General features: G+C 35.2%; 19 protein-coding genes. 13 read left to right on the forward strand and 6 right to left on the reverse strand.

All coding sequences use genetic code 11. From position 1 onward, the window contains the following. From CIGNP91_RS08565 to CIGNP91_RS01635, 5 genes are all read left to right on the forward strand, one after another. A partial coding sequence (locus CIGNP91_RS08565; protein ID WP_180383192.1) for a BspA family leucine-rich repeat surface protein occupies positions 1-1330 on the forward strand: 1330 nt, incomplete at its 5' end. 15 nt (positions 1331-1345) lie between these two features. Further along, on the forward strand, positions 1346-2758 hold the full coding sequence (locus CIGNP91_RS01620; protein WP_086253174.1) for a dynamin family protein: 1413 nt from the start codon (positions 1346-1348) through the stop codon (positions 2756-2758). 39 nt (positions 2759-2797) lie between these two features. Then, positions 2798-3925: an HP0729 family protein gene (locus tag CIGNP91_RS01625; protein WP_086253175.1), complete on the forward strand. Its 1128-nt coding sequence runs from the start codon at positions 2798-2800 to the stop codon at positions 3923-3925. Between the two features lie 13 nt (positions 3926-3938). Next, entirely contained in the window at positions 3939-4118 is a 180-nt protein-coding gene (locus CIGNP91_RS01630) for a hypothetical protein (protein ID WP_086224945.1), read from the forward strand. After that, complete coding sequence (locus CIGNP91_RS01635) at positions 4115-5020, forward strand: helix-turn-helix transcriptional regulator (protein WP_086253176.1); 906 nt, start codon at positions 4115-4117, stop codon at positions 5018-5020. The genes CIGNP91_RS01630 and CIGNP91_RS01635 overlap by 4 nt, the downstream gene beginning before the upstream one ends. A 435-nt stretch (positions 5021-5455) precedes the next feature. On the opposite strand, the gene CIGNP91_RS01640 is transcribed toward CIGNP91_RS01635, so the two are convergent. From CIGNP91_RS01640 to CIGNP91_RS01660, 5 genes are all read right to left on the reverse strand, one after another. Beyond that, positions 5456-8269: a flagellar hook-basal body complex protein gene (locus CIGNP91_RS01640; protein WP_180383193.1), complete on the reverse strand. Its 2814-nt coding sequence runs from the start codon at positions 8267-8269 to the stop codon at positions 5456-5458. A 313-nt stretch (positions 8270-8582) separates the two neighbouring features. Then, positions 8583-9563 carry an extracellular solute-binding protein gene (locus CIGNP91_RS01645; protein ID WP_086253177.1) on the reverse strand — a complete coding sequence of 327 codons (981 nt, stop codon included), beginning with the start codon at positions 9561-9563 and terminating at the stop codon, positions 8583-8585. A 214-nt stretch (positions 9564-9777) separates the two neighbouring features. Further along, positions 9778-11634 (reverse strand): ammonia-forming cytochrome c nitrite reductase subunit c552, encoded by a 1857-nt coding sequence (locus CIGNP91_RS01650; protein ID WP_086245112.1) that lies wholly within the window; start codon positions 11632-11634, stop codon positions 9778-9780. Positions 11635-11692: 58 nt separating this feature from the next. Next, positions 11693-12163: a cytochrome c nitrite reductase small subunit gene (gene nrfH / locus CIGNP91_RS01655; protein WP_086225007.1), complete on the reverse strand. Its 471-nt coding sequence runs from the start codon at positions 12161-12163 to the stop codon at positions 11693-11695. Positions 12164-12367: 204 nt separating this feature from the next. Further along, a complete protein-coding gene (locus CIGNP91_RS01660) occupies positions 12368-13684 on the reverse strand; it encodes an MATE family efflux transporter (protein WP_086253178.1) in 1317 nt (438 codons plus the stop codon). 208 nt (positions 13685-13892) lie between these two features. Here CIGNP91_RS01660 and CIGNP91_RS01665 point away from each other — a divergent pair, with 208 nt between their 5' ends. The 8 genes from CIGNP91_RS01665 (at position 13893) to CIGNP91_RS01700 (ending at position 18974) form a co-directional block, all read left to right on the forward strand. Then, on the forward strand, positions 13893-14897 hold the full coding sequence (locus tag CIGNP91_RS01665) for a DNA cytosine methyltransferase (RefSeq protein ID WP_086253179.1): 1005 nt from the start codon (positions 13893-13895) through the stop codon (positions 14895-14897). Then, positions 14898-15539: a ThaI family type II restriction endonuclease gene (locus CIGNP91_RS01670; RefSeq protein WP_086253180.1), complete on the forward strand. Its 642-nt coding sequence runs from the start codon at positions 14898-14900 to the stop codon at positions 15537-15539. A gap of 14 nt (positions 15540-15553) precedes the next feature. Further along, on the forward strand, positions 15554-15916 hold the full coding sequence (locus CIGNP91_RS01675) for a diacylglycerol kinase (protein WP_086253181.1): 363 nt from the start codon (positions 15554-15556) through the stop codon (positions 15914-15916). After that, positions 15909-16538, forward strand: a complete 630-nt coding sequence (locus CIGNP91_RS01680) for a class I SAM-dependent methyltransferase (RefSeq protein WP_086253182.1) — start codon at positions 15909-15911, stop codon at positions 16536-16538. The genes CIGNP91_RS01675 and CIGNP91_RS01680 overlap by 8 nt, the downstream gene beginning before the upstream one ends. A 468-nt stretch (positions 16539-17006) precedes the next feature. Beyond that, positions 17007-17456 (forward strand): cupin domain-containing protein, encoded by a 450-nt coding sequence (locus CIGNP91_RS01685; protein ID WP_086252761.1) that lies wholly within the window; start codon positions 17007-17009, stop codon positions 17454-17456. Beyond that, entirely contained in the window at positions 17453-18175 is a 723-nt protein-coding gene (locus CIGNP91_RS01690; RefSeq protein ID WP_086253183.1) for a carboxymuconolactone decarboxylase family protein, read from the forward strand. The genes CIGNP91_RS01685 and CIGNP91_RS01690 overlap by 4 nt, the downstream gene beginning before the upstream one ends. Continuing rightward, the gene (locus CIGNP91_RS01695) at positions 18175-18576 is read left to right on the forward strand and encodes a MerR family transcriptional regulator (RefSeq protein ID WP_086253184.1); all 402 of its coding nucleotides are present in this window, start codon (positions 18175-18177) and stop codon (positions 18574-18576) included. The genes CIGNP91_RS01690 and CIGNP91_RS01695 overlap by 1 nt, the downstream gene beginning before the upstream one ends. Beyond that, a complete protein-coding gene (locus CIGNP91_RS01700; RefSeq protein ID WP_201790876.1) occupies positions 18567-18974 on the forward strand; it encodes a cyclophilin-like fold protein in 408 nt (135 codons plus the stop codon). Before CIGNP91_RS01695 ends, CIGNP91_RS01700 begins: the two co-directional genes overlap by 10 nt. Before the next feature lie 122 nt (positions 18975-19096). Here CIGNP91_RS01700 and CIGNP91_RS01705 read toward each other — a convergent pair whose 3' ends face one another. Continuing rightward, positions 19097-20476, reverse strand: a complete 1380-nt coding sequence (locus CIGNP91_RS01705) for a DNA double-strand break repair nuclease NurA (RefSeq protein WP_086253185.1) — start codon at positions 20474-20476, stop codon at positions 19097-19099. Between the last annotated feature and the right edge of the window lie 7 nt (positions 20477-20483).

The raw sequence follows: 20483 nt of genomic DNA on the forward strand, positions 1-20483 counted from the left end.
AAGATATTTTGTAAAGCCATTAGATGAAAAGGAAAATTTCTTTAATCTACTTCAATCACCTAGCTCTAAATCTCCAAATTGTAAAGAGAGATTTACCTATGATGAGCTAGAGCAAATCTTAAAAGACAAAGAGAAGATAAAGATAAGCCCCGATGCCCTAGAGCTAATACACAATATCAAAGTAACCATAGAGTCCCTAGCGACAAATACAGATCAAGCACTTAAAATCCTAGGTCTTAAATCACTCCCCGAAAATTTCAAAGCCCCTTATATATCAGACAGACGCTGGAAGCAGTGCGCTGAGCTACTCCAAACTGCTGCTTTACTAAGTGATAGAGATAAAGTGGAGAGATACGATCTAGCTCTTCTAGCTCACTTACTTTGGAGTAGTGAAGAAGATAAAGTGATAATAGAGAAAATTCTCTTTAATGTTTTAAATGAAAATTCAAATTTCGATAGTGAATTAAAGGCTTTAAAAGAAGATAATTTAAATCTTAAAAATCTAATAGAAAAAAACCTATACTCCCCAAACGGCAAACCCAAAAAAGTAGATAATAAAAAAGTAGGCGAATACCTACAAATATCCAAAGATCAAATCACAAAGGCTAATAATCTAAAAAACAATATAGAAGCCGAGTTTCAAAAAGCCAAAGCGAGTATCAAAAATCCATTTTTAAGCCAAAATGATATAGAGTTATCACTTAGTAGCTACACTCTATCACTCAAAGAGATTAATAACGAAATTCTAAAAGCCAAAGAGTTAGAAAGTAAATTTGATACCAACTCAAAAACCAAAGAAGAGCTTAGAGCGGAGCTAGTCACCATAATGCAAAACCGAATATCCCAAAAAACTTCAAACCCAACCGAGTATAAATACCACCCAAAAAATAATCAAGAGCTTAGAAAGCTAGTCTCTGATGAGAATGTAAAGCTAAGCGAGATAGATATAAGCGAAGTGAGTGATTTTTCTAGTTTATTTAATGGTAATAAAAGAAGCGATTTTAGTGGTATAGAAGACTGGGATGTATCTCATGTAACAAATATGAGCGGTATGTTTGCTGGTGCTGTAAATTTTAACTCAGATATATCTAGCTGGGATGTATCTAATGTAACTGATATGAGCTATATGTTCTACGATGCCACTAGCTTCAACCAACCGCTAAATGATTGGGATGTGTCTAAAGTAACAAATATGAGCGGTATGTTTCAAGGTGCCTTTAGGTTCAACCAACCGCTTGATAACTGGAATGTAAGCAGTGTAGCTGATATGCATTGGATGTTTTTTAGGGCTAATGGATTATACCGACTACCAAAATGGTATAAAAAATAATCAATAGGAGAGACAATGCAAGAACTACAAATAATAAACGAAATTTTATCAGCCAAGCCAAACAATCAAACTCTAAGCAGTTTCAACAAATATCTAAATAACTTTTATGATATTACCAAAAAAATAGCCGTAGAAAACGAAAGAGATTTGGTATTAAATTTAAAAGCTATTGAGAGTGAAATGGCTATTATCGCAGCTTATGCTGAGCTTTTCTCAAAGCATGTTATAGCAGTGGGCGGTGGATTTAGCGCAGGTAAATCAGCCTTTGTAAATAGCTTTTTAAAATCAAAAGATATCCAACTACCTATCTCTATAGACCCTACAACAGCAATTCCAAGCTATGTAATGTCAAGCGATAAAGACCAGATTATCGGAATTTCTAAAAACAATGGAGTGGCAAATCTAGGCAAAATTGCCCCTGATATTCTCTCTCGTCTTACACACAATGCAGATAGTAGACTAGATTTTAGCTTTAATCTAAAAGATATTTTACCTTTTTTGGTAGTTAGCAGTGAGTTTAATGACCCTAAATACCAAAATATCTGCTTTATAGATACCCCAGGATACAATCCAAATAGCGATGGCAACAGAGCCCAAGATTTCAATACAGCCAAAGAATTTCTAGCTAACTCTTCAAGCTTGCTTTGGCTCATAGCTTGTGATGCAAGTGGGGGCAATATCACTGAAAGCGATATAAAGTTTTTAAATTCAATAGGATTAGAGAACAAAAAGCTATATTTCATAATAACAAAAGCTGATAAAAGACCTAAAAGCGATTTAGATGAAGTGCTAGAAAATCTAAAAGATACCCTAGATATGGAGGGTATAGAGTATGAGGGAATTAGCCTATATAGCTCAACGGATATAGAAGAGTATGGATATCATAAGCTTTCTTTATTTGACTTTATCCTCTCTCAAATAAACAATAAGCACTCAAAAAGCCAAGAAAATGTAATGACAAATCTAATAAGAGTATATCAAAGCTACGAAAAAGCTTTGGTAAAAAAGCAAGACGATAATGACAAGATTTTCTCGGTTTTACACTCTATCACCATAGAGATGGCATATATCGATGATGAAGAAAACGAAGAACATACTTTTAAAGTAGATCAATACGCTAAAAATCTAAAAAGCATATTTAGTAGCACTTATAGCGATGAGTGTAAAAAACTTCTCAAAGAGCTAACAAAGGCTTTTAAAGAGCTTAAAAGTTCTATTGATGCTATTTTTGGTGCTGTGTATGATTGGGATGCTGATGCTAACAAAATCACCACAAAAGATATAGAGCAATTAAGTGACCTTAGAAAAACCATTGATTTAGATGGTGATGATGACTTGCCCAAAAAACCTAAAGGCAATACAAAGGCCATCCAAGAGGCAAACTCTGCTGTTCAAAAAACTGGTTTTTTCAACTTTGAAGTAAAATAGCTTATGAAAGCAAAAGCTCAAGAGATAAAAGGATAAATTATGCATAACCTCCTAATCCTATACAACCCAAGATATAATAGCGATTTGATAAAGGCGCATTTAGATATTCTAAAAGAGTGTGGCAAGGTGGCATTTGGCAAGGTGCGAGTCAAAAACAACAATATGCCACACCCCTTTAAGGGCGAATTAGAAAAGATATATAGTGATACAAATCCTGATAGCTTCACTCAGCTTTTTATCACGGATTATTCAAATTTATATGTCGCTAAGGTGGTAAAGATTAGTAGCGATGACCACACCGCCATAGCGCCTAAGTATTATCAAGAGCAAAATTTGCTAGTAGAGAGCTGGTTTGTTATCACAGATATGCGTGAAATTTATAGAAATGAATTTGAGAGTGTGAGGGATTATTTTTTGTCCCGTATCACCTTGCCTTTGCGTGATAATCACACCTACGCCCTATATGGCAATAACTATGTATATCCACTCATCATCGACCAAGACCAAAACTATTTCGAAGATGATACCCTACACCACACAGATATCTATAAAACCAAAAAATATCTAAAAACCAAAAAAACCCTATCTAGATACTGCTTTAGCGCAAATATCGATAAACTGATGAGCGATACCATAGATGCGGTAGTTTTGGCCGAGATCGAATACATACAAAACCAAAAAAATATGTCAAATGATTTTAGCTCTATTTTGGTGAAGTATTCTAAGAGCGTTGAGAGAGAATTTTACTCTCTTTTTAAAGCTCTTTTTGCCTATCTGTGCTATCATAATCCTGGACTTTTAACCATCAGATATGATGTCCAAGGGATCAAATATCAGCTAAAAGATATTTTCACACATAAACCAAATTTAGGCTCATATGGCTATTTGATGAAGCAAAGCGAGATATCTAGCACCTTTGAAAACCTAGTCCCAAATGATATAAAAAATGGCTTTTATTATAAAATACTTAATTTTATGTATATTTTAAAAGATATTAGAAACGAAAATATCCACGGCAAAAACGCCACCATAAAAGAGACCCAAAAGATCAGAAATGCGATTTTAGGCATAGGTCAAGAGAGTATTTTGATAACTTGTTTGGAGCTAAAATCCAAGCTAAATGCCCTATACAAAGAGTCCAAAATAGATCGCTCAAAACAAATTTAAAAAAGGAGAGAAAATGAACGGCTTTGTCCCACATATCCAAACCCTAAAATGCCCAAAATGTGGCAAGAAAAAGGTGATCACCGCTGGCTGTGTGATTAATTTTTATTCCTGCCCAAAATGCAATACAATAATGATCCCTTCTAGCGGAAATTTCATAGACAAACTCATAGGCAAACTCAAAGGCGGCCGATGAATTCCAATGGCTCAAATGGCGAAAATATGATCCGCAGACTCATGATAATGCTCAAAATGCTATATCTGGGTCAAGGGCTAAATCCTAGCGAGCTTTGTAGTGAGTTTAATCTTAGTTTGCGAACCTTACAAAGAGACATCGCACGCTTAAAAGAGTATTGCGCCGTAGATATACAAAAAGGCAAAGATGGAAAATACTATATCTCACGCACAGAATACGAAGATGGATTGCTAAGCTTTGGGGATATCAAAACCTTCGCCAAAAGAAGCGGTGTAGCCGATCTATACCCCAAGCTAGACACCCCAATGATAGCTGATATACTAAGCACCACAATCTCTAAAAGCCTTATCGTATCAAGCGAACCAAAGCAAGACTCCAAAGAGTTAAAAGATCTATTTGAGCTACTAAGCGATGCTATTTTAGAGCACTGCGTGATCAGCTTTTACTACAATGACTCACAGCGCACCATCAAGCCCTATAAGCTCATAAATACAGCTGGCGTCTGGTATCTCCTAGGTGATGAAAAGGCCAAATTAAAGCACTTCACCCTATCTAAAATCAAAAGCTACAAGCCACTAGACCAGCACTTCACCCCATCAAATACATTTTTAAAGCGGATAGAATCAAACAATCTCAAATGGTTTAGCACTAGCCTAAAAAACGCTAAAATCCTAGTTTTGCCCAAGGCTAGGGAGTATTTTGAGCGTAAGCAAGTATTTAAAAGCTATAAGTTAATCAAAGATGATGAAAACGGAATTTTGCTAGATGTAAAGTTTGCTTTTGATGATGAGCTATTAAACATTATAAAAGCTTGGATTCCATATATCAAAATCATAGAACCCCAAGAACTAGATACAAAGCTAAAAGATATCTTAAAATCCTATATAAATGATGAACCATAAGCGATCTAACTTAATCCGCCGCCATTTTAGCGGTAAATTTTTAGCCATTACAATTGCGGCGAATTTTAATCAACCTCGCCGCAAGAAAGCCAAATTTAACCAAATATTGTATTTAAAATTGTAAAATAATACCCAAATTTCACTTCTAAGGATAAATATGTAAATCTTCTTTTAAGTCGCTTTTTACTTTGGCTGTGCTTAACCCACCAATTAAGCTTTTTTAAGCTTCAATCAATCTTTTATAACTTGCTTTAATTCCCTTTTTATCATACTTTATTAGTTTTTTGATTATTCTTGATTTCAATTGCGGTATAATGATTTCCAATGAATTAGGTTAATTTTAGCGTAGTAAGGGTTTAAACTCAAAATATTGCTAAATATTTAGCAAAAGCTCTATATCGATAAAAGCGGGGAAACCCCGCAATGTTACCTAGCCTACTGTTTGATTTGTAATAAGCTAGTAAGCATCTGGTCGCTTGTGGTTATTGTTTTAGAGTTGGCTTGGTAGCCTCTTTGGACTACGATTAGCTGAGTTAGCGCCCTACTTAAATCCACATTACTCATCTCTAAAGCACTTGCTGTAATAGTCCCACGCCTGCTAGTTCCAGCTGCGCCAAAGATAGGATCGCCACTATTGGCAGTCTGGCTAAAGATATTTCCAGATCTACTCTCTAAGCCTTCGTTATTACTAAAGACTGCTAGGCTTACTTGTGCTAGTCCAAAGCTTCTACCATTGCTAAAGCTACCTATGATAGTACCAGCCTCATCAATTCTAGTACCTACTAGGTTACCAGCAGTATAGCCATCTTGGATTATATTATCAGTAGCGCTTGGGTTGTCGTTACTTCTTAGGCCATTAGAGTCACCGATTTTACCAAAGTTTAGCTCTATACCTTGTCCTGGTGCTGAGCCGTTATTTGCCGTAAATGATAAAGTAGTAGGTGTAAATCCTAGCAAGGTTCCATCATTATTAAATCTAGCTGAACCAGATACTACATTAGAAAATCCGCTACCATCAGTATTTAGTACACCTGGTTCTGGGACTTGGATTAGGACTGACCACTCGGTTCCATTTTCTGGACTGTAGCTTACCTTTCTCCACTCAAATTTAATCTCATGCTTAGACCCTAGGCTATCATATATCTCAGTAGTAGCTGCGTGGCTAGACATTGTTAGGTTGCTTGATACCTTTTCACCTGTACCTGTGGCCAGACTCCCGCCAAGAGCCTTAAATACATCAGCTAGAGCTGAGTTTTCATTTACATTTTGAGCTGCATTACTATAGCCGCTTACTGCTATTTGCATAGCGTAGTCGTTGGTGTATGTGTCTTGATTTGATGGGACTAGCTTTTGACCATTGGTATCAGTGTAGGCATCTGCGCTATCTTCTATCTTTGTACCTCCTGGTTGATTTTGAGCATTTTGGATTGTGTGTCCATCGTTTTGGCCGTAGCTTGCATCACCAGCTGGATTTCTAAAGACAAATTGTCCTTTTTCATTTACTGTTACTTGCACACCATCATTTAGGTTTATATCTCTATATGTGCCATTAGCATGAGAGCCGTCTGCTGCTGGGGCAGGCAAACCATCTGCAACATTTTTATCAAAGATATCAGCACCATCAGCATCTAGTGGAGAATCCCACTCATCTTGAGCCATTTGTGCTAGCTTATCATCTGTGATTAGTCCCCTTAATGCTTCTTTTAGATCATTTACACTATTGTATTGATTTCCAGCATCCGCACCGATAGCTTCTATATCGGTTATTATCTTTTTAATACTTCTTACTGCCGATTCTGAAATTGGCTCAGTTACTACGCCTTTACCTTTAAGGTTAGCAAATAAAGTTTTATAATCTATATTATTATTAAGATCTTCAATAGCTTGCTCTATTGTATCTTGACCCCCAGCAGGATTAAAACCACCTTGTCCGCCATCAATCCTAGCTATAACAGCATTTACAAAGTATGTCGCACCATTTACGGCATTTGAGACATTAGAGCCACTATAATTGACATACTCTCTAGCATCTGTTTGCATAGCACGCCTTAGATCCTCTGTAGTCTTTACCACTCTAGCAGCTCCGTCATTGTAGCTATGATCAGCAGTCTTTCCAGCGCCTGAAGAGTAGGTATACTTATAGGCTGTGATTACGTTAGTTGTCTGGATAGATGTGGTATCGCCTTCTAGTTTTTTAATCTTGATATTTTTAGTAGCATCGGTAGTACCTTGGTTATTTGTATTTGTTAGCTGAATTCCTTTATCACCATTTAAAGTAGCTATAACTCCAGTTTGAGGCGTATAGTCATTTATCTTTTTGACTACTTCATCCATCTTAGTTAACTCAGTAGCTGGTATCTCTATACCGTTGATTGAGATATGTAGCTTATATTTGTTAGTGCCTTGCCCAGCATTATTTGGAAGCTCGCCAAATGTAGCCTTTGCATCAGCGTAGCTAACCCATATACCTTGGCCCTCTCTTAGGTTTAGCCCTTCACCTGAGCCGTTAAATACTACACCTAGGTCTACGCCGGCTTCTTTTACTGCTACTTCTTTATTTGAGTTTATGTAGTAGGTGTTGTTGCTTAGGTCATTTGGATTCTTAGTTTCGCCATCTTCCCATAGGCCATTACCATTAGCATCTAAAAAATCATTATAATGGTCTAGAGTATAGATAGGTGAGTTTTTAGCTCCGATGTTTGAGCCTGAGTTTAGATTGGCTATTATAGCTAGCTCACTAGTAGGATTAGCCTCCATAGCCATACCAGGTTCTATTATGATATTGCTTAATGGGCTAGTAGGATCGATGGTGCCGGTATCTTCGTTTCTCATCCAGCCTTGGACTACATAGCCGTTACGATCTACGAAATTACCTTGAGAGTCTAGGCTGAAGTCGCCATTTCTAGTATACATATAGGTCTTGCCACCATCAGCTGATACGACAAAAAACCCATCGCCTTGGATAGCCATATCGCTTTGTTTATCAGTAGTTTGGATTGTACCTTGTTTAAAGATTTTAGTAACTGTATTAACCGTGGAGCCTAGGCCAATTTGCATAGAGTTTTTACCACCTAGGTCGCCTTGTGGGGCGGTGGCTACCTTTTGAGTTTGGCTAAATAGATCAGCAAAACTCGCACGAGAGTATTTAAAGCCTACGGTATTTACATTGGCGATGTTGTTACCTTCGACATCCATCGCTACTTGGTGTGCCTGAAGACCAGTAACTCCAGACCATAATGCTCCCATCATAATTTATCCTTTGTGTTAGAATTTATTTTAATTTTGGCTTATTAAGCAAATAGCATTCCAAATTTTAATTTTTGAGGCATTTTGTGTAATGGCGTAAGATTGTTGCACCTATTTAATGATATGCCAAATTTAAATCATAAAAAAGATCTTAAAAAATAGGATATAATGGGTTTGCCTTGTGGCATTACTAAATATAATAAAAAAGCAAATTTAAAACAAATTCCACAAAGCAAGGCTTTAGCCGTGGCTAGTTGCACCATAAAAATATAAAATCACCACAGCTTACTAGTATAATGCTTTTAATGGTGCTAGATTACTTCCAACCTAGTTCTTTATAGATTTTTTGTGCGTTTTCTAGCTCATTAGCAACTTTATTAAGCGATATGCTATCTTCTTTGAATTTGCCTAATGCTGCAATCTCTTTACTTGGTTTGGCATCTTTATTTACTGGGTATTCGTGGCTTGTGGATACTAAAATTTCTTGAGCCTCTTTGCTTAGCATAAATTCGATAAATTTAATTGCTGCATCTTTGTTTTGGCTAGATTTTAAAAGAGCGATTCCAGTGATATTAATATGCGTTCCACGGCCATCTTGATTAGGGAATATTACGCTTAGACTCTTGGCCGTTTCTTGATCGCTTTGCTTTTTAGAATTTAGTAGCGTGATAATATAGTAGCTATTCATCACGCCTACTGCTCCAATTCCTTCATATACGCCACGAGCCTGTTCTCTATCGCCGCCTTTTGGATCTCTAGCTAGGTTATTTAGAGTGCCTTTGGCCCACTCTTTGGCTTTATCTTCGCCATCATTTGCAATGATAGAAGCTAGTAAGGATCTATTAAATGAGACATTTGATGTTCGCATTAATAGCTTGCCTTTTAGCTCTGGTTTTGCTAAATCTTCGTAATTTTGGATTAGTTTTGGATCAATTGCCTTTTTGTCATAGACGATTACTCTAGCTCTTTTAGATAGCCCTATCCATTCATTATTTTTATCTTTTAAATTTGCTGGAACGATACTATCTATAATTTTAGATTTAGCTGGAGCAAGCTTGCCATCATTTTGCAATTTGGCAAATGTACTTACATCCATACCCATAAATAGATCGGCCTTAGAGTCTGGTGCGTTCATTTTAGCCATTTGCTCTTTATCTTTTATGATATTTATTTTAATTCCTGTTTGGGATTCAAACATATTAGCAAGTTTTGGATCTAGCCCTTTGCCACTATATAAATTTATCTCATTAGCTAAAGCCATACAAGCAAAAGCCACAGTTAAAAGTAATTTTTTCATCTATTTTTCCTTTTGTTGATTGGATTGCAAAATAGTAGCTAAAGAAGACTTATAATAATATTAATTATCAAAATTATGAATAAAATTATAAATTCTTTTTTATTAATATAAAAAGTGATAATAGTTGTATTATGATTATTAGATTTAATAGAATGAAATTTGATTTATAAATATAAGAGGCGGAGCCTAAGCCCCGCCTTATCTAGCTTATAGATTAGTCAAGTACCTTATGATTATAAGGTTTGTTGTTTTTGTCTAGCTCTAAAAGCTTCGCATTTGGGCCATCATTGATATTATCATGTTCATAATATCTATCACCAGCTTTATGACCTTTAGCTGTGCTTTGGCGAGCGTCGTTTAGATCTACTTTGTAGCGAATTTCACCTGGATTTAACTTTTGGATATCTTCAAAACCTAAATTGCTAGTTTTAAAATCGCTAAATCCGTATTGTAGCGCTATTTCAGCTAGTTTAGTTTGACCCATTCTAGCCATTTCTAGCGCTTGAAGTAGCATTCTACTAGCTTCTCTTGGGCTGTGGAAACCAGTTGAGTTTTCAGCACCTACGAAGTCGCCTCTCATTTGGCCTTTTCTGTGTAGTTCTAAAACCTCTTTTAATACTGCAGAGATTTTTTTGTCATCTGCTTTTCCATCTGTTTGGAACTCAGGAAGCGTAGCTAGTCTATCACGCATATTTTTGATATCGTTGATTAGGCTTACTGTAGCGTATTCTACTGATCTTAGGTCAAATGCGATTGATCTTTGGATATCTTGAATTTGCGCTTTTAAATACTCTTCGCTTTGAGTGTGGCAGCTTTTACAAGCAGCGTTAATATCTTTAAGCGGAGAAGTAACATTGTGATTTGTCACTTTGCTTGAGCCTTTTCTTACATATGGCATGTGACAATCAGCACAACTCACACCATTTGCTGCGTGAACTGAACTTGAGTATAGCTCTGTTTCTGGGTGTTGGATTTTTAGCATTGGTGCTTTTGTAATTTTGTGAGCCCAATCTTGTGGGAATATAGAGCGAGTTACATTCTCGTCATAATATTCATCAAACATCTCAATTCTAAATGGTTTATTTTTGCCCCATTGTTTCCATGGGAATACTAGCTCAATACCAGCAACTTCAATTTCAGTAGCTTTGTTGCCATCTCTCCAGCTATCAAATTCATCATAAGTTTTTTGAGTGCCGTTCCACCATTTTTTATCTGTATCACTAGCGATTGATTCACCGATAGTTTTAACTTTTTCACCTGTTGGGCGGAAATAGTACTCAACATGGCATTGCGCACAAACTAAGCTTCTCATCTCACTTCTAGTAGCTTTCACACCTGTTACAGGATCTGGCTCATAGCCTCTCCATTTTGTCAAAGCGTTAATTAGAGCTGTACGAGTTACACGAAGTTCCATTGTATTTGGTACATGGCAATCAGCACAGGCAACACCCATTCTTTTACCACCATGAGGGCCGCTGTGTTCTGGGCTATTTTCTGTGATGCCTTCTAGAGCTGGTATATTTTTGACCATTGTCCAGTATTTAGCACTATTAAATGAAACCCATTTTTCACGAGGAGTATCACCTAAAGCAGCGTTATTTTCTAACCATTTTGTCCAACCACTATGGCAATTCATACAAGCAGCTGGCTGACCATTAAAAGCAGCAAAACCATGTGAATTTAAGAAATCTTTATTGTTTCTTGCTGTATCCATTTGATCTACTTGAATCCAGAAGTGGCCACGCTCTTCATTTGCATCTATTGAAAATGGATATCCCGCCCATAAAATTGTAAGTTGCGGATATCTAATCAATTTAGAATAAGAGTGATTACCGCCAAATTCAGTCTCAAACGGTGCTTCGGTTTCGACTGTTTGATACATATCCATATGTTCAGGGAAATTTTTACCCCAGACATTAAAGCGTGGATCATCATCACTCATAGTCACCACATCTTTAGAGACTGCACCAGCCATATCAGGCTGAGCTTTTTTGCTTGAGATGTCTTTGTTAAATAAAACAAAGCCGATCAAAACAATAATGGCTAATATCGCCAAAAGAGCCTTTTTCATACTCTATATCCTTTCTGTGAAATTAAATTTACTTTGTTGCCAAAGTTCATAAATCAGCCTAAAATCCACGAGTGTGACCTACACTAGCGTGGCATTTAACACAGCTTAGCTGTTCATTAGCATGATTTATCTTTGTTGTTGGATTTACCACTACTGATACCATTTGAGAGTGGCAGCGAACGCAGTTTGCTTGAACCATATTTTTACTCATTTTAGTTGCAGTGAAATTTTGCGGTAAATCATCTAGCTTAAAGGTAAATGCATAAGCGTGAGATACGCCACTTTGGGCTTTGGCTATCCATTTATCTACAAATTCATTAGGCAAATGGCAGTCATTACAGCTTGCTATTGGCTTGCCGTTTATCTCTCTTGAGTGGGCGCTTTTACGCCAACTAGCATATACATCATTCATTACATGGCAGTTATTACAAGCAGCACTATCATCGCTAAAATACGACATACCCTTAGCATTGTAAAAAGTATATCCAGCGGCTATGATAATGATAGCTACAACAACTAAAAACCACATAAATGTAGAGTTTTTACTACTACTTTGCACTTTATCCTCCTTCCCCAAAAAGATAAAAATGTAAATGAAATTGTAATGAAATTTAATTTGTTTGTCAATAAAAATAAACTTAAAGTCGATTTTACGATGGTTTAAAAGCTCAATATTCGCATTTTTTTCGTCTAAATTCAGTTTAATTTTAATTAATATATTTTTTATCTTATTTTATACAACGGCTTTGGTTTGCCACTTTTTGCTCTTCCAACGCCAAGAATTTGTAAATCCACGAAGCGCCTCATCAGCACAAAATCCAATCCAAACCCCCAAAATACCAAGCCCAAAATTAAAGCATAAAATATATCCAACAGGCAGTGAAACCCCAAACATAAACACCACTCCACTAAAAAAGCAAAATTTCGCATCGCCACTAGCACGAAGTGAATTTACCATTATAATATTAAATGTCCTTGCTACTTCAAGAAAAATTGATAGCGTAAATAGCGGTATCATCAGCTCTTTTAAGCTTGGATTTAAATTTAGTGCGTTCATTGTCTCATCTTGGGCTAAAAAGCTAGTAAATGCTACCAAAAATGACGCCAAAACGCTAACATACAAGGCTCGCCAAGTGTGTTTATATGCTATTTGTAGCTTTTTGGCGCCGACTAATTTGCCAATTATAATCTCATTTGCGACGCTGATTGCTTGGCCTATCAACATTATAAATAGCGAAATTTGAAAATAGATAGTTTGGACGCTTAAATTCTCCTTGCCTAGACTAGCGACAAAGCCAAATGCGATTGTGTATTGGACTATCCAAAGTAGATTTTCCCCAGCTGACCAGCCGCCGATTTTGATAATTTTGTTTATAACAGCTCTTTCAAGCTTGATAAATTCGCTAAATTTAGGTATAAATTTCAGTATATAAATGAGTATAAATATCAAAATAATTATAGCCACCACACGGCCGATTATAGTGGATAATCCAACACCAAAAAGCTCACTTTGGGTGAAATTTAATACATAATAATTGCCAATAAGCGTAACTCCATCCATCAAAATAGTAACAAACATAACGCTATAAGCTCTATTATAAACCCTAATTATCGATGCCAAAACTATCCCAACCGCATCAAAAAATAGGCAAATTCCAAGCATATATAGATAGATTGAGCTTTGAGCCATTAGCTCTTTTGGGACATTCATTAGCTCCAAAATCAACTCACCATGCCACACTATCCCAGCAGCACAAATTAAGCCTAAAATAGAGTTTAAAAATAGGCTTTGATGGATGGCTTTGCGGGCTAAAATTTTATCTCTAGCGCCGATAGCTTGAGTTATAACTACTGAACAACCAATACTTAAAAAGGTAAAAATCGTGATAAAAATATCTAAAATTTGATTACCCGCACCCATAGCACCAACTAAGAAATTTGAGTGCGCTGCGACCATTAAGGTGTTGATAATAAGTGATAAATACCGCAAAAATAATTCAAAAAATATAGGCACGCTAAGAGCTTTTAAAGATAGTTGCTTAGAGGACATTTGACCGCCTAATTATAGGATTTTGAACCCATTATTTTATCAAATTTAATATAAAATATATTTTATTTATAACTTAAATTTATGATTATTTGATTGTAATATTAAATTTATTTTAGATATAATTCTGGCTCAAAATTATGACAAATCTCTATAAAACATAATTTTTAGCTATTGGGATATAACATGCAATTTATATTTAGGAAAAACAGTGCAAGATTATACAGTTGTCTCTTTATTTAGTGGGTGTGGCGGTTTGGATTTAGGGATTAGTGGAGGATTTTGCTATCTTGGTAAAGATTATAATAAAAATCCATTTAAAATTATCTGGGCTAATGATATCAATGAAAAAGCTACCAAAACACTAAAATTAAATTTTCCAAATACACATGTGATATGTGGTGATATTGTAGATATTTTAGATAACAATCGTCAAAATGACTCTTTGTTTGATAATGATTTTAAACTACCAAAATACGCTGATATAGTAATAGGCGGGTTTCCTTGTCAAGATTTTAGCCTAGCTGGTAAAAGGCAAGGCTTACATGTTCAAAGAGGAAAACTATACCAAAGTATGGCCAAAACTATCAAACGACTAAAACCAAAGCTATTTTTAGCTGAGAATGTCAAAGGATTAATATCATGGGAAAATGGCTTAGCTATTAAAACCATTACCGACGATTTTACAAAACTTGGATATGAAATAAAATATAAACTATTTAATGCTGCAGATTATGGCGTACCACAAACTAGAGAGCGTGTTATAATCATTGGAATAAGAAATGATATAAAGGCTAAATTTTGCTGGCCTGCACCTACACATTCAGCAGATTTGAATGCAAATTTAAAGCCTTGGGTTACAATCAAAGAAGCGATTGGCGATTTAGAAGATGATCGCATACATAACTCATTGCCAAATAGCGGTTACTCGAAGGCTAAATTATGTCAAGGCAAACAAGGCAACACCATCACAAAAGCCAATAAACCAGCTCCAACAATGAGAGCCGAACATCATGGAAATATTGAATTTCACTATAGTTTGCCAAGGCGATTATCAGCAAGAGAGGCTGCACGAATCCAAACATTTCCAGATGATTTTGAGTTTATCAAATCCACTACAGACGCATATAGACAAGTTGGTAACGCCGTTGCTCCAGTATTTGCGTGGCACTTAGCACAAATGTTAAAAGATATTTTAAATCAACAAGGCACTTAAATGAGTATTTATGATAAACTATTTGATGATAAGCTAATTATAAAAAGGGTTAAAAATAAATTACCTCATCTATTTCAATTAGCAGAATTAGAAAGCTCAAGAAATGGCAAACTTGGCATGGAAATAGGCTCTGTTAGAGAGAGAATTCTCATAGCACTTTTAATGTATAAATTTGGCATAGATATCGTAGATCCAAATATTCCAATAACTGCACCTGAAATTGATGTAATAGTAAATAATGAACCACTATCTATAAAAACAATGACAACGCAAAATAAATCTTGGATGCCAATTAAACTAATCTGGACTACAGATCATCAAAAGGTAACTGAATTTAAAGAACGATATCAACCATCTTGCGCTATGATGATAGCTAAGATTTGCTGGAATTCTCAAGGCAAATTATTATTATTTTCTAAAAAATCTCAACTAGAAATATTAAATTTAATTGGTAAAGATAGATATATAAAATTGCCAAAACCCAATACAAACTCAAGAGGCGTAGAGATTACAACTGAAGCCCTTGCTATGCTAGAACAATCAAGTCACACAAAATGTATTGATATAAATTTTGTTAGGAAAAATATTGATTATAGAGAGATCTATACAAAATGGCTAGATGCTTGGATAGAAGATTACTAAATTAAAGGAGTTAAATGAAACCTAAGTATCACTTTTATAGTAATACTATTTACGCACTTAGTGGATTAGCTGCAATGTGGAAAAATGAGCGCTCATTTAAAATTGAGTTATTTATTATTACTCCTTTATTTATAGCTATTTGGTTTTTGCCACTTAGTAGCATAGAGCAGATTATACTTGGAATGAGCTTGCTTTTTATCCTTGCGATGGAGTGCATAAATAGCGCTATTGAGGCGTGTATAGATCTTGTTAGTCCTGATTTTCATCCACTAGCTAAAATAGCCAAAGATTGCGGTAGTGCGGCTGTATTTATCTCTATTTGTTCGGCGGTGCTAGCTTGGGGCGTGATACTTTTTGGGGCGGTGAGTAATGCTTAGAGATAGTGCCTATTGGGATGAGTTTTATAGCTTAGAACACGATGAGATTAAAGAGCCTAGCAAATTTGCTAAATTTATATTTAATAATTTTTTGCGCAATAAAAACAAAGCAAGCTTGATCGAATTTGGCTGTGGTAATGGTAGGGATTCTTTATACTTTAACGCTAAAGGTATTGATGTTGTAGCTATCGATGGTTCGCATATTGCTATTGAGAGTTTGCAAAAACAAAACCAAAAAGCTAGCTGGATTTGTGCTGATTTTACTGTGCCACTTAACCTAAAAGATAAATTTGATATATGCTATAGCCGTTTTACGCTACATGCTATTGATGATATCGCTGAGCAAGGGCTGATAAAAAATGTCAAAAATTTACTCAAGTCTAGCGGGCTTTTTGTTGTAGAGGCTAGAAGTATAAATGATAGTAAATTTGGTATTGGCAAAGCCATTAGCAAGTGCGAGTTCATCAGCGATGGTCACTACCGACGATTTATAGACCAAGATATATTTAAAGCAAATTTAATCCAAAATGGCTTTAAAATTGTTGATATTGATGAAAGTAGCGAGTTTGCTCCGACACCAGGGCAAAACTGTGTTTGTATTAGAGTCATTGCCTCGCTATAAGTGCTTCTAATTCGTCCTTGGTTTTTAAATTTAAATAGTCATTTGAGCTAAATCTTTTTGGCTCAAATGAAGCGCTTTTTGATAGTATTGGTTTGATTGAGTTTTTAGCAGAACTTGAGTAAGCGCTTTATGATGAGTTAAGTCAAAATGAGTTGGCAAATACAAATTCTGGTTTTACTTCGCACGGAATTTTCTATCTTTATCCTATGATTGATATTTCTACTAGCACAGAGAGCTATTTAACTAAGGCTTTACAAAAAACTAGATAAAGTCTCTATAGTTAAATTTAGTTTTGACTAAATTTAACTAAAATTATATAAATAGTAAATTTTAGAGATGAGTTATAAAACCAATGTTTGATATAAAAATATATTAATTCATTTTTTACAACATTTTTCTCAATTTTCTTGACTTACACTTGGTGTAATGTTTTATAATTTTTGCTAAACTTTTAAAAAAGGAAGCAAAATGAAAAAAATAATTCTAACTCTTGGCATTACCGCAGCGGCTTTTTCGCAAGATTTGCCATTTGAGCGTGGCGAGATAAATCCGTATAGCAAATATTTCACCGGCACTACTTATCTAAATACCTTTGATGATGCAGGGGGCGGCAGAAGTGCAAATGCTAGTTTAGTAACCTTCGAGCCTTGTTCTCGCACGCATTGGCACACACACGAAAAGGGCCAACTTCTAATCATTTTAAGCGGTGAAGGAGTAGTGAAAATAGAGGGGCAAAAAGCCATAAAAGCTACGCCTGGCGCAATTATCAAAATAGATAGCGACGCTAAGCATTTTCACGCAGGTGGCAAAACCACGCAAATGGCACACATTTCAGTAATGGGTATGCCAAACAAAACTACTTGGCTAGAAAAAGTAAGCGACGAAGAGTATGAAAGCGCTTTAAGAGAACTTCAATGAAAAAGATTTTAGCTGTTTTTGCGGTGTTTGGGGGTGTTTTGATGAGTGCAAATATAGAGGATAAAACGCTTAAAGCGATATTTGAAAACTTTGAGAAAAGTAGCAAAAATGACAGTATAAAAGCTGGCCTTAGTCCTAGGCAAATCGAGCTTAGTAATCTAGCTGCGATAATAGCATCGGGTTCGCTTAGGCTATGGCAAGAAAGGCTAGAAAAAAGCGAGTTAAAAGCTGATGAGATAATGGAACTTTTACGCCAAAGCACGGCGTATCTTGGTATGGCTAGGATTAGGGAATTTATCTTTGTTACAAGTGAAATTTATAAGCGTAAAGGGGTTAAAATCACAGATTTTGCCCTAGAAAGTGATGAAAATAGACTTAAAAATGGGCAAAATTTACAAATAGAGCTTTTTGGCAGTGCTACTACAAAGAGTATGAGTGGCGACTACGCACAAATCGGCAGGTATTTAAGCCAAAATTGCTTTGGGGATTACTATACTAGGGTTGAAATTTTAAGCCTTATCGAGCGTGAGATTATCACATTTTTTCTTTTAGCGGCTCAAGGAGATACATCAGCACAGATGAAAGCTCACGCAAAAGCTATTTTTATTCAAGGTTTAAATAAAGAAAAATTAATCGCCCTAATCAACACAAATATCGCTCTTATAGGCTATCCACGCTCACTAAATGCCACCACCGCTGTAATAGAGGCTAGCAAATAATGGCATACACAATCATAGAAGTCTCACAAAAAACAGGCGTAAGCCCACGCACTTTGCGTTATTGGTGTGATAATGGGCTTTTTCCTTTGATTGAGCATAGCTCTAGTGGTATTAGGTATTTTAGCAAGAGCTATATAGAGTGGGTAGAATGGGTTGTGCGTTTTCGTAAAATGGGTATGAGCGTTAAACGGCTTAGAGAGTATATAAATTTAGCTATCAAAGGAGGTAGCACACTAGAAATTCGCCTAGCGATGATAAAAGAAGAAAAAAGTAGAATTTTAAATGAGCTTGATGAGATAAAAGGTGCGCTTGATTGCGTGGATAAAAAAATTGAATTCTACGAAACTGCCATAAAAGCCAAAAGCGACCCACACGCCAAAGGTGACAAAAAATGCGAGTGATTTTATCGCTTTTTTGTCTTTTTAGCTTTGTTTTAGGAGAGAAAATGGAGATTTTTGTTATCATAAATGAGCAAAAGTTAAAGGCTGTTTTGGCCGAAAATAGCCGGGCTTTGGCTCTATATAAAGAGCTAGAAAAAGGCGATATCATCATAAATGCTAGTGATTATGGTGGCTTTGAAAAAAGTGGCAAACTTCCATCGCCACTACCACGAAATGATGAGCAAATCACAATGCAGCCTTGCGATATAATTCTTTATAGCGGTCAAACCTTCGTATTAGCCTACGATACGAACTCATGGCCCTTAACTCGCCTTGGCAAATTAGATGGCATAAGCAAAGATGAACTAAAAAAGCTACTAGGCACAGGTGATACAAAAATAAGGCTGTCTGTAAGATAGAAAAATAGCTTAGGGAATTCTAGAATTCCTTAGCATTCCTCAGCTTGATTCTAAAAAAAAGAGTTAATGAGCAAAAAAATATTATTACCTATAACTTTACAATACTATCATAGCTTTTAGTGTCACAATAATTCATCTTTTGTAAACATAGTCAATATTTTTTTGCCTGGTACGCTAGATAATGATACGAGTTTATTTAGAATTGCAATAGGAATAAATGATTTATCATACATATTGCACTTCAATTTAAATAATAATTGTAAAATATTTTGAATGTTTAAACAATCATTTATATTTGGATTTTCTATATATTTTCCATATTGAGCATTTGTGCCAAAAGGTATAGAGATGTCAAGCACAAATGCTAAATCTTTATTCTTTTTAACAAAAGACTTTATGCCAAAATATGTTCTTTCTCCAAAATTTGTTTTGTTATCTCCTGTGATAAACTTTTTTATATAATCAATACTGGGAGTAAGTATAGTATTTTCATTAATCGTTGCTTCTGTATTTCTTAAATGTTCCATAAACATTCCGCTTTTTTCGAGACCTATTAAGTTAATATAGCTTGTTTTTTCATTTTTAGATTTTTCATACATAAATTGCAAAAAAGGTCTAATTACCTTGTATGAAAAATCATCCAATTTGCTAAATAAAGCCAAAGATCCATCTTTTATAAAAAGAGTTTCGCTGAGCCATTTTGAATTATTTTCTAAAGCATATCTGATTAAAGTAAAAATTAACACCACTTCAAAAGCACTCATTACATATGAAATAATAGGTCCAGATCCGTTTATCTCATCTATCAAATCATACATTTGAAAACAATCGGTTATATAAATTCTTTCTCCGCAATCGCAATCTGTAAAATCATTTTTACTATCAGCATAAAAATTGGTTTTATTTTTAAATTGAGATGAGTGTCCGCAAGATGGGCAACGAATTTCTATACTTCCATCTCCATTTGCATAAGATTTAAATATTAGCCATTTTATCGTATTTAAAAGCGAATTACTAGAATCTTCTGTTTCACCACCTAATTTATTGTCTTTAAAAGATTGATAAATGGTTTCTCTTATAGTGGTTATAAAATCTTTTTGTTTTAATTTAATATTTTGCACAGGCAATACGAAATGAAAGCGATCTATATTTTTTAACCTGCCTACATCATTTGGGTTAATTGTGTGCTGTTCTTCTAAATTATCAAGATCTTTTACTGAAAAGCAAAGAATTCCAATGCTATAATAACATAATCTATTCGTTGGATAACTATCATCTAAAATAATTTCTTGATACCCAGCATCTACTGTAACAACTCTATTTAACTCATTTGATATCTCAGATTTTATAGAGTCTATATCTACTACAAAATTCTTTTGATCAATTTTTTCTGGCGTTTTTTCACTTGTTCTATCACAACGAGATAAAAAATTCTTTACCAAAGGACTTTCCATTACATACTGATGCGCGAATTTTGATGCTTTTTCTCCCAGATATCCCATAAAATTT

This window comes from Campylobacter sp. P091, from assembly GCF_002138935.1.
Taxonomy (GTDB): domain Bacteria; phylum Campylobacterota; class Campylobacteria; order Campylobacterales; family Campylobacteraceae; genus Campylobacter; species Campylobacter devanensis.